At 56.3% G+C, this 10,286-nt stretch carries 9 protein-coding genes; 2 read left to right on the top strand and 7 right to left on the bottom strand.

The genetic code is table 11. The features are described 5' to 3' along the window. Positions 1-143: 143 nt before the first annotated feature. From GX147_08595 to GX147_08570, 6 genes are all read right to left on the bottom strand, one after another. Positions 144-1,412 (bottom strand): mechanosensitive ion channel, encoded by a 1,269-nt coding sequence (locus GX147_08595; GenBank protein NLN60744.1) that lies wholly within the window; start codon positions 1,410-1,412, stop codon positions 144-146. Positions 1,413-1,644: 232 nt separating this feature from the next. Next, a complete protein-coding gene (locus tag GX147_08590) occupies positions 1,645-2,112 on the bottom strand; it encodes a nucleoside deaminase (GenBank protein NLN60743.1) in 468 nt (155 codons plus the stop codon). Between the two features lie 92 nt (positions 2,113-2,204). After that, positions 2,205-2,501: a hypothetical protein gene (locus GX147_08585; protein NLN60742.1), complete on the bottom strand. Its 297-nt coding sequence runs from the start codon at positions 2,499-2,501 to the stop codon at positions 2,205-2,207. A gap of 25 nt (positions 2,502-2,526) precedes the next feature. Then, on the bottom strand, positions 2,527-3,549 hold the full coding sequence (locus GX147_08580) for a deoxyhypusine synthase (GenBank protein NLN60741.1): 1,023 nt from the start codon (positions 3,547-3,549) through the stop codon (positions 2,527-2,529). 125 nt (positions 3,550-3,674) lie between these two features. Next, positions 3,675-5,201, bottom strand: a complete 1,527-nt coding sequence (locus tag GX147_08575; protein ID NLN60740.1) for an FAD-dependent thymidylate synthase — start codon at positions 5,199-5,201, stop codon at positions 3,675-3,677. A 280-nt stretch (positions 5,202-5,481) separates the two neighbouring features. Continuing rightward, complete coding sequence (locus GX147_08570; protein ID NLN60739.1) at positions 5,482-6,657, bottom strand: hypothetical protein; 1,176 nt, start codon at positions 6,655-6,657, stop codon at positions 5,482-5,484. Positions 6,658-6,878: 221 nt separating this feature from the next. On the opposite strand from GX147_08570, the gene GX147_08565 reads away from it, so the two are divergent. Continuing rightward, on the top strand, positions 6,879-8,615 hold the full coding sequence (locus tag GX147_08565) for a hypothetical protein (protein ID NLN60738.1): 1,737 nt from the start codon (positions 6,879-6,881) through the stop codon (positions 8,613-8,615). Between the two features lie 328 nt (positions 8,616-8,943). Here the strand turns inward: GX147_08565 and GX147_08560 are convergent, their stop codons facing one another. Then, positions 8,944-9,546 (bottom strand): lytic transglycosylase domain-containing protein, encoded by a 603-nt coding sequence (locus GX147_08560; protein NLN60737.1) that lies wholly within the window; start codon positions 9,544-9,546, stop codon positions 8,944-8,946. A gap of 399 nt (positions 9,547-9,945) precedes the next feature. Here GX147_08560 and GX147_08555 point away from each other — a divergent pair. Next, on the top strand, positions 9,946-10,286 hold a 341-nt coding region (locus tag GX147_08555; protein NLN60736.1), incomplete at its 3' end, for an L-seryl-tRNA(Sec) selenium transferase.

Genomic DNA, 10,286 nt, shown 5'->3' with positions numbered 1-10,286 from the left:
GTTTCATCTGTGTAATTTGCAAGAAAAATAGGGGTTAAGGGTTAAAATCTTGCAAATTACATCGCATAAAAAATGATCATTGTCAATTAATATTAAATGGTTATGATGTTTTTCAGATACGACTAATTAAGTGATATGTCCCCCTAATTATTCCTGAGGGAGGAGAATGCCCGGTTCAGGTCCGTGCCTGAGGGTTGCTGGAACACTTCCAAGCCGAAAAAGGGGACGGCCGCCAGCAGATGATCGAAAATATCGGACTGTATCGCCTCATAATCCAACCAGATGGTTGTGGTGGTAAAGCAGTATATTTCAATGGGAATTCCCCGGTCTTCCATGGCCAGCTGCCTGACCATCAGGGCCATGTCCTTTCGTATACCCGGGTGGTTTCGCACATAACTCTCTACATAATGGCGGAACACCCCGATGTTTGTCATGCGCCGCCCATTGATCAAAACCGAGGTATCGATGTCGTGGTTCACGTTATGCCGATCAATTTCCTGCTGTCGTATTATGAGGTAGTCTTTCAGCAGGTGGTAATGCTGGTATCGCCGCCTCGTTTCGGGGTCAATGAATTTGACGGTCGCGGCATTGATGTACAGGGCCCTCTTTATCCTTCTGCCCCCGCTTTCCTTCATGCCCCGCCAGTTCTTGAAGCTGTCGGTGACGAAATAATAAGTGGGAATGGTGGTCACCGTCTTATCCCAATTACGGACCTTCACCGTATTGAGGTTGATTGCGGTGACGTCCCCGTTCGCATCGAATTTGGGCATCTCCACCCAGTCCCCCACCCGGACCATGTCATTGGCGGATATCTGCACACTGGCGACGAGCCCGAGGATGGTGTCCTTGAAGATCAGCATGACCAGGGCCGTCATGGCCCCGAAGGCGCTCAGGAAATAAACGGGGGATTTGCCCATCAGTATGGACAGGATAAAAATCCCGGAGGCAATGTAGAGAACGATCCGGATAAGCTGAAAGTAACTGGACAGGGGTTTGTCAACGAACGCTTCGGAGCCGGACAGGACATGTTCAGCTACATGCAAAGACGCGATAATCGCCATAAGAATGACCATGATCAGATAGATGTCGGTCAGCTTGATCACCAGGGGGAGGACCGTTTCAAAATCACGAAACAAAAGAGGCGCAACGACACGGACAATAAGTACCGGTACGAAATGAGCCAGGGCGGAGAAAAATTTCTTGTCCGACAGAAGGGTGCCCCAGGATGTGCGGGATCGGTTTATATATCTGCTCAAGGCGCCGTTTATGATCCGCTTGGTCATATAGAAGGAACCCCATGCCAACAGTCCCGTAATGGCCAGCAATGAAAGCAGCCTCAGATAGGGGGCGATTCCCTCTGAAATTCCCGAATTTATGATGATTTTTTCAATCCACCGGTCGATATCCTTCATGATGAATCCTCAAAGCCCCCCTGGGCCCATTCAACGGGCCAATGTTCCTCATGATGCGTTTTCGAGGTTCCAGGCATCGGCGTTAGGGTCTCCGGTCAGCCGTTTTTCAGTCCGGCCGTTCATGCCGTCTTTTCCGCTTTTACCCTGCCCGTCACAATCCTGAGGGGAGTTGTTCCGGGTTCCGCCTCTGTCATGGCAGGCGCTTCAAAGCCTTGCAGGGCGCCGAAGCAAATCAATAGAGGATCCTGTCCTTCTTGTTTTCCCATTCCTCCATGAGTTCCTCGGCCAGGGGCGTTTCCAGGCGGTGCATGCCGATCGTTCTCTCCGTGGCGGGCCGACCCAATTCCTCGTAAATGAATCCGTCTGCAAAGCCCATGCGCCGCGCGTCCTCCCGGTCCGTACTGTAATAAACGGTTCTGATCCCCGCCCAATAGATGGCCGCCAGGCACATGGGACAGGGTTCGCAACTGGCGTACATGACGGCGCCGGGGAGATGGTAGCTCTGCGCCGCCCGGCACGCCTCCCGGATGGCCACGATTTCCGCGTGGGCCGTCGGGTCATGGGTGGACGTAACCTGGTTGCAGCCCCTCCCGATGATCTTGCCGTCCCGTACGATCACGGCGCCGAATGGGCCGCCGAGGTTGTTTCTCATGCAGTGAAAGGCCTCTTCAAGGGCCCGGGTCAGATAGTGGTCATGCATAATCGCTTTCCGAACTCCGCTGTTTTGATATTTTCGGCTCCGGGTTGTCCCCGGCCCGCCCGCGGTGAAGCATAACAGAAAGGGGTTGAATTTCACGAAAAACCCAACCCCTTTGTTTGCAACCCTCGGCGATGGCCTTGAACCAGCTTTCGTCGAATACGCCGTATTTCTTTCCCCAGTCCGGCGATGCGTTCCCACAGATCTACGGCCCGGTTTTTACATTCAGCCAGGTATCCCTCGATTCCGGACACCTGGTCCGCCGTCAGGTTCAGCCCCGTCCGGTAATCCGGAACAACGCGCTTCGACGCATCCGCTTCCCCGGAAGATCCGACCGAACAGAACGCCAGGACCGGCGACAGCGAAAAAAGGATCGGAATGATTTTCCTCATTCGCGTAACCGGGCTCCCTTCGCAGTTACCCGGCGAACAGTTTCGCGTAGCGCCGCTTTTCCCTCTTCTTCCAGTGCCCCGTTTCGTGGGCGTAGGCCGCCAAAAGGGGGAGGACGGATGTCGCCTCCGCGTAGACCATCTGCTCGTACGTCGTGTCAACCTTGCCCCAGGAGGACGCCTCCTTCAGGGTTGAGCTGGAGCAGGCCCCGTCCCGTACATCGGCGACGGTGATCTGGATGGCGTACTGGTGCATGGGCACCTCCCTTCCCAGAACCTCCGCCAGAATCACCGTGTCCTGGGCGAAGTTCTTCGGAACGCCCCCGCCGATCATCAGGAGGCCCGAGGTGGGTGTCGCCATTTTAATCCGGGTGAGTTCCACAAAATCCCTGACGGAATCGATGGAAACATGCTTTTCCGGGTAGTTGTGCTGGTGGAGGGCGAGACCGAAACCCGCGCTGCTGTCGGAGAAGGCGGGGCAAAAGACAGGGACGTCGTTTTCGTAGGCCGTCTGGACGAGAGACGTTTTCTTTTTGGCTTTTTTCGTCAGATATTTCCCCATTTCGGAAATGAATTCCCGGGAAGAATAGGGGCGTGCCTCCAGTTTGTCGGCGATGATTCCAATGGTTTTATCACAGGTCTGAAGCTGCTCCTCGTCGATATAGGTGTCGTAGATCCGGTCGATGTAAAGGCGGCGGAGTTCCCCGTCATCCGCCGTCGCCGTGCCCTGGTAATGTCTGAAACCCAGGGCCTCGAAGAAGTCCATGTCCACAATGGTGGCGCCGGTGGCCACCACGGCATCGACCATGTTGTATCTGACCAGGTCCGCGTAAAGCTGCATGCAGCCGGCGGCGCTGGTGGAACCGGCGATGGTCAGCATGATGGCGCAATCCGGGTCGGCGAGCATCCGGTTGTAAATGTCCGCCGCGTTGGCCAGTTCCCGGGCGGTGAAGGACATTTCCCGCATCGCGTCGATGATGGGAAGCGCGTGAATTGATGTGATATCGATGTGTTGGACGGGTTTCTTCAGGTAGTCTTTTTTCTTTTTCATAAATCTCCCTGCCGGTCAAGTTTGTTGAGTCTAAAGCCCTCTTAACCAATGGAAGAAGCAATGTCAATAATTTTGGGCGTAATTTTACGGTGGCGATTATCGTGCGGGCGGGAAGCCGGAAACGGTCAGATCGTTTTATCCCTGTCGGGAAGGAGGGGGGGCGTGCCGTCAAAGACTTCCCGGCGGCGCTGCTCGAAGTCGTCTTTCCCCGTCGCCATGAGGAGCGTCAGGGGCATGGCCATGCGCGCCCGATCGAGCATTTCCCGGGTCAGGTTCCGTATATCCCACTGGGCGTGGCGGTCGGTTCGGAGACGGGCCATATGGTAAAGCTCCCGCGCGTTGATTTTCATGAGCACCCGTTTTCGGTGGGCGTTGGTCAGGCAGTAATCGGCGGCGTCGGGCACGGAGGTCAGCAGATCCCCGTAAAAATCCTCGGTCAGGGCGATCATATCCCGGAAGGCCGGGGCCATGCCGATTTCCCGGATCGATTCGGGAATGGTGCCACCCAGGGCGGGGTCGTAATTCTGGCTGAGGATCTTCGCCATCCGGTGGCGTTTTAACTGGGCGAAGCAGCCGGCGCTCACGATCAGTTCATAAATGAAGTCGACGCATTCCAGTTCCCGTGGGGCTGCGTCATGGCTTTTCATGTGGCGGAATGCCGTCCGGAAGATTTCCTCCTTCCGGCCGTGGGTAAGGGTGGACGCCGCCTTCAGGCAATCCGCGTTGTCCCGGTTGGTGACGCCGTGGATAAACGCGGCCAGGATCCGCTCGTCTCCCCCTGGGGTGACGTGGATCAGCTTCACCGGCTCCGTTTCCGGCCCATGACCGGGCGTGACCGGGGGGGTCCCGTTCCCTCCGGGGTCCGTAGTCAGGTAATCGGACAGGAGGCTCTTCAACTCCGTCCGGGTCCGGGCGTCGTAATCCGTTTTTTCGGTATAGCGAATCAGCGAGGGTGCCACGGATTTGACGGCTTCGTAGAGTTTTCGTCCGTATTCGTTGGCTTCCTTCAGCGGATGGGCGGCCATCCGTCGTACGACAAGTTCCAGGTTCCGGGCGTTGAGGGTCATGCCGAGCTGGGTCTGGGTCGCCATGGAGAGGATGTAGCGGGCGTCTTCCTTCGCCCAGCCCTCCAGGAGACCCCGGTTTTTTGAATCCTTGGCCAGGTCGGGGTGCGCGGCAAAAACGAAGGGACGCAACCGGCCGTACAGGGTATGATAAAAGGCGTTCTGTTTTTGTACCAGTCCCTTGAACCGCTCCACAAGGCCCGCGGCGCGGATTTCCTCGGGAATGACGAAATCGTCGGACAAAAGGACGTAGCGCTGGGATTTTTCCGTGTAGGAACAGAGACGGAACTTTTCGATTTCTTCCGCCAGGAGCCGGGAGACAGCGATAATATCGATGTTGAAGACGGCATGTTCGGCAATGGAACTGTGTCCCATCTCAAAGACGATGCTCTGGTTCGATTGGCGGGCCTTTTCCACCTCCATGCGGGCGATGGTGCGCAAGGTCTCGACGGATTTGGGGCTGCGGCTGATACGGGCGTAAGCGGCGGAAATGGTCTCCGGTGTCAGAGGGGGGGAGTCCGGAAGCGCGTCCTTTGCGTCCAGGATCGTTTCATAATCGACATTACAGCCCGCGAGGATGATTTTCATGAAAGCCTCTTTCAATCAGCGTTTTAAAAAACCTTCATGGAGAGGAAGGCCCAACCGCTGCGGACGGCCTTGACCTATTTGCAGGCCGGAAGGGGTGCGCCGCGCTCCCAGGGTGGTGCCGCCGTTCCTCCATTTTCTGCTGTGGGTTTCCGGGACCTCGTCTTTTTCGACGGGTCATGCCCGGACATCCCCGCATGGCCCCCGTGCGCCGTGCCGGTCCCTTTCTTTCGCCCGAGAAGCGGGTGCGGGCGTTTCCGGCGGGAACGATATGGGCGTTTGTTTACGACAAGGGCCCGGGAGGGATGAAGGAAAAGTGTTTCTCCACAGAGGTGGGCTTCCCCAGGACCAGTTTGAGGTATTCCAGCATCAACTCTTCGATCATCTGTTCCTTCGATGTTTTTTTCAGGACAATGGGCCGCTCTGCTTCGGCTTTGTTGATTTTTCCGGTCTGGGCCGCCAAAACACGCTGGGCCCGCTGCAAGGTCATGTATTTATGGGATAGATCACCGTCAGGAAGGTTCGTGAGCCAGTGAAATACGGAGGCCATCTGATTCGAGGCGGGCAGGCGGGGCGATTCCAGAATCATGCGGGTGTTTTGGGCGAAACGTTTCATACCCTGGATAATATGGGATGGTTTGACGAAGTTGATGCCCGACCAGCCGGCTTTGATCCATTGAAAACCACCGGTTCTGACCATGGCCGGGGAGGTGCCGGATTCCACATAAATATTTACGGAAAAGTAATCGTAAATGTAGGACTTGACCCATCCGAGGCCGGTTCTTGCAGAGCCGGGCCTGCCGGAGTAATAGTAGTTCCAGTCATTGTCATGACCGAGAATGAAACCCTGCTCACCCACATTGGATTGATCCGTCTGCTTGGAAACGGAGATCAGTACCTGTCGCCCCTCATGATTGAGAAGGATCAGGGTCCGCTTCAAATCATATTCGTAATACACACCCGTTGTGAGGTCCGGGGTGTTGGAGTCGTGCTGGAGCCCGTGCAGAATCACGGGAGGGGCGTTTGAGGGAACCTTTTTCCAGGCGGCGGGCAGAGACTGGGATTCTCCGCGGGGACCGCGCCACAAGGAGTAACGCAGGGAAGAAGGCCGGGTCATCACGGAGGGGACAAGGGACGTGTAGGAATAATCCATAAACCGGGGGAAAGCGATTTTTGTGTCAAATTCATAATAGGCGCCGGGACAGGTCATAAGTTCCGGCAGGGCACATTCCCTGGCTTTTTTGGGAGTCAGGACATGATTGATCAGAACGGCCGCCGCCTTTTCATCGAAGCCCGTACGGGGATCCATGCAGAATCTGACCAGACGCATGGCCGCCTCGTTGGTGTCACCGTGATTGACCGAGGGTGACAGGGCCGCCGCAGGTCGGTAAATCAGAAGGGCCAAAACAGCGAATATGAACAAAGCCGGAAGATAAAAAAAGTAACTACGTGTTTTCATAAAATAAAATTTGAAGTGTACTCCTTATTTTTGCTTGCCAGCATACGACGGTGCGGTTTGCCCTGTCAAACAATATTATGGCCGGCAGTGATATAAACGATGCGGCAAGACCATCCACGTCCCCCTGAATCCCGGTTTGTCCGGGGAGGACGGGGATAATTTGGATGCGGGACGATCCGCCTTCTGCTATAACAGGAACCGGACAACAACGCATGGAGTGAATGATGATTAAGGTCATGAGGAGAGGGCTGATCGGCGCCTGTCTCCTGTTTCTTCTCTGTTTCGCCGGCATCCCGGGGTCCGTCCTTTTCCCGGGAGGTGGCCTCGCCGGCGATTTTACGCTGACGATTCTCCATCTTAACGACACCCACTCCCATCTTGATGCGACATGGGTGTCCCATCCCTGTGGTGAGGGCGACCTGAAAACGGAGCTGGGCGGGTTTCCCCGCCTGGCCACGGCGGTCCGGTCCATCCGTGAGAAAGGGCAGCCCCTTCTTTTTCTCCATGGCGGTGATATGGTGCGGGGCAGCCTGTACTTTACCAGATATGGGGGGCGGGCCGATGTGGATCTGCTGAACGCCATAGGCCTCGATGCCGCGACCCTGGGAAATCATGACTTCGATCAGGGGCCGGAGGTTGTATCCAGGCTGATGGAGAAGGCGTCCTTTCCCTTCGTTTCCGCCAATATCGATGCGTCCCGGGAACCCTCTCTCGCCGGTAAAATAAAACCCTATATCATCAGGTCTTTCGACGGGAAAAAGGTCGCCGTCATCGGCGTCACGACGCCCAGTACGGCGTATATCGCCCAGCCCGGGGATGGGGTGTCCTTCGGAAAGGTTGTCCCCAGAGTGGCCGCGGCCGTGCGGGAGGTTCAGGCGAAGGGCGTGGAGAAGATCATTGTCCTTTCTCACATCGGTTACGATGAAGATTTGCGGTTGGCCCGGACCGTGGCGGGGATCGATGTCATCGTCGGCGGTCACAGCCACACGCTCCTCGGCCGGCGGGGGGATTTCTGCCGACGGGATGGGTTATGCCTGACTCCGTCAGGCGATTATCCGACGGTGGTGCGCGGTCCCGAAGGCAAAACGGTTTTGGTCGTTCAGGCGTGGGAGTGGGGAAAATTACTGGGAAATCTGGAAGTCTCTTTCGATGTTCGCGGCGATGTGACGGCGTGGCGGGCCCAGCCTGTTGTGGTGGCGGGAGATTCAATCCCCGGTTCACCGAAAGGGGAAAAAAGGGGGGAAACACTCCTGTCCGGGGGAAGCGAGGATGGCGGGACCTGCCTGCCGCCCCGAGTAAGGCAATATGAGAAAGACCCGCATGTCCAGGAACGCCTGGATGTTTATGCAACCCCCCTGAACGCATTTCGGCATACGTCGATTGCGACATCGGAGGACGATTGCAAAAGGAGGGCACCCTTTGGGCCGGGCCGTCTGGTTGCGGAATCGATGCTTTGGAAGACCCGGTTCTTGGGAACGCGGGCCGCTCTGCAGAATGCGGGGGGTGTTCGTTGCGATATGCCCGCCGGGGAGATCACGATCGGAATGGTTTATGAAATACTCCCCTTCGACAACACCCTCCATGTCATCGACCTGACGGGCTCTCAACTCCACCGGACCGTAGAGGAGTTGATTCGCGCACAGATGAGGGGCCGGCGAGGGAGTGGTGTTTACACGGCCGGTCTGACATTTCATGTCAAGCCAGGGGCTCCGTTCGGGAAAAGAGTGACCGGTCTGCGCATCAGGAAAGACGGAGATGGGGGGTACGAAAGGGTAAGACGGAACGCCGTTTATCGTATTGCCGTGCAGGATTACCTGGCACGCGGCGGCGATGGCTGCAAGACCCTGGCCGGGGCGACACGGTATCGTCAGGATACCGGCTTCGTTGATGCGGAGGTGTTCATCGAGTACTTAAGGCAGATACGGGGTGTCGTGGCGTGCCCGGCCGGGAAACGGTGACTGACGGGGAAGACTGGACCGCTTGCGCCGCCGTTCAGCGGTTTCACGGCACGAGGGATCGATTCTTACCGAAAACGGCCCCGGAATTGCCCGCCCGCCACGAGGGCGCACCAAGTATCCCCCGTCGGAATGACCGGCCAGGGGGATTCCTGTCTTGTTGCATAGTCTCCGCGAACAACCGTCAACCTGACCTGCCCGGGAAAGCGAATTTCGGCCGGTATACGGACACAAAGACCGCCGTGGACCCGGAATGGGGGGAGAATAGGGTGAGGCCTCACCGCATCGATGGAATGGGGCGACCCTTGATCGGGACCCGATGCGCGACGGTTTACAGACTGACCATTTTCTCCGTGTTCCTTTTGTATTCCGCAATGACGCGTTTGGTGTAGCCTGTATGAGGTGTCCGGTCCGAGGCGAGGAGGCGTTTCGCCTTGTGATGGCCAACGCTGTAGGCGAAAAGCGCTTTCGGAATATCGTCGAATATTTCGATCACCTTGGATAGATAATGCGTGCCGAGGCGGATATTTTTCTGGACATTGAAGAGATCTTTCAACCCGTCATAGGGTATCCCCGCTTCTTTGGCCAGTCCTCGGGCAAGGGAAGGGTGTATCTGCATGAGACCCCGGGAACCGTCGGGCGAAACGGCATGCTGGCGATAGTCGCTCTCCACTTTCATGACGGCCAGGACCAGGCGGTAATCCACCTCATAACGCAACGACTCTTCATAGACGGTTTGGGCCACGAGGTTGAGCTTTTCCTGGGGCATCCGAACCCCCTTGGCTTTCAAATGCTGGGAAATCTGTTCGATCGTCGCCGCCCCGGTTCCTTGGGCACCCCAACAGAGGCCCGATGGTGAAAGGTTCGTCGCATGCAACGATTCGATAACCAGAACGGAGAGAAAAACACCGACAAAGACCCTGGAGCGTTTCATGGATTTAAATCCTCCTTTCTTAGCCGATCTGAAAGGAACACATGAACACGAGGCGCCTTTCAAGATCCTTCGTCCGTCTGGACCGGTTCATATTTTTTTTCGGTGAGGGGAAAAGAGGACCAGACGAACTCATCCCAACGCAGGATGAGACTTAAATGATGTGAGACCGCTTTACGGGTCCGGGATACATATCCAAAAAAAACGGTGGATGTAAGGAAAAAAACGTCTCCGGATGCCTTTAAGGATATAAATACCTGTAATAACGGCTGTTTATTCGCAAGAGAGAAGATTTCCGTGTTCCCCCCGGTAAAATATGCTAAATTTGCGCGTATATCCGGCCCCAACAGACCTGAATCGCAGCCTGAACAGGGAAATCACGATATGGAGAGAAGGCGGAACATGGATGACCAGAAAAAACACTTACTGAGACAGCTTCCCAAGATGGATGAGATTCTTCTGGCCCTGGAGAAAAAGGGGACCTTTGCCCGGTACGGCAGGGATTTTATTCTATCCGCCGGCCGGACAGTGGTTGCGGAGCTCCGGGAATCGATTCTCGCTCCGGGTGGCGGGGCCGCCGGGATGCCGCCCCTGGAGGAACTGACCGCAAGGGTGGAAGAAAAACTTGACGCCATGCGTCGGTATCGCCTGAGAAAGGTTGTGAATGCCACGGGGGTGGTTCTTCATACCAACCTGGGGAGATCCCCCCTGTGCGAGGAGGCCCTGGCGCACATGGTCGGGGT

It is taken from the genome of Deltaproteobacteria bacterium, from assembly GCA_012522415.1.
Lineage (GTDB): Bacteria > Desulfobacterota > Syntrophia > Syntrophales > JAAYKM01 > JAAYKM01.
The sequence above is the reverse complement of the archived record's forward strand: the minus strand, read 5'-3'. Positions and strand labels throughout refer to the sequence as shown.

Bases quoted from the DNA above. Each gene is read 5' to 3' on its own strand.
- GX147_08565 (NLN60738.1), top strand. From the start codon at position 6,879: ATGATGATTAAGGTCATGAGGAGAGGGCTGATCGGCGCCTGTCTCCTG.
- GX147_08570 (NLN60739.1), bottom strand. From the start codon at position 6,657: ATGAAAACACGTAGTTACTTTTTTTATCTTCCGGCTTTGTTCATATTC.
- GX147_08595 (NLN60744.1), bottom strand. From the start codon at position 1,412: ATGAAGGATATCGACCGGTGGATTGAAAAAATCATCATAAATTCGGGA.
- GX147_08590 (NLN60743.1), bottom strand. From the start codon at position 2,112: ATGCATGACCACTATCTGACCCGGGCCCTTGAAGAGGCCTTTCACTGC.
- GX147_08580 (NLN60741.1), bottom strand. From the start codon at position 3,549: ATGAAAAAGAAAAAAGACTACCTGAAGAAACCCGTCCAACACATCGAT.
- GX147_08575 (NLN60740.1), bottom strand. From the start codon at position 5,201: ATGAAAATCATCCTCGCGGGCTGTAATGTCGATTATGAAACGATCCTG.
- GX147_08560 (NLN60737.1), bottom strand. From the start codon at position 9,546: ATGAAACGCTCCAGGGTCTTTGTCGGTGTTTTTCTCTCCGTTCTGGTT.
- GX147_08585 (NLN60742.1), bottom strand. From the start codon at position 2,501: ATGAGGAAAATCATTCCGATCCTTTTTTCGCTGTCGCCGGTCCTGGCG.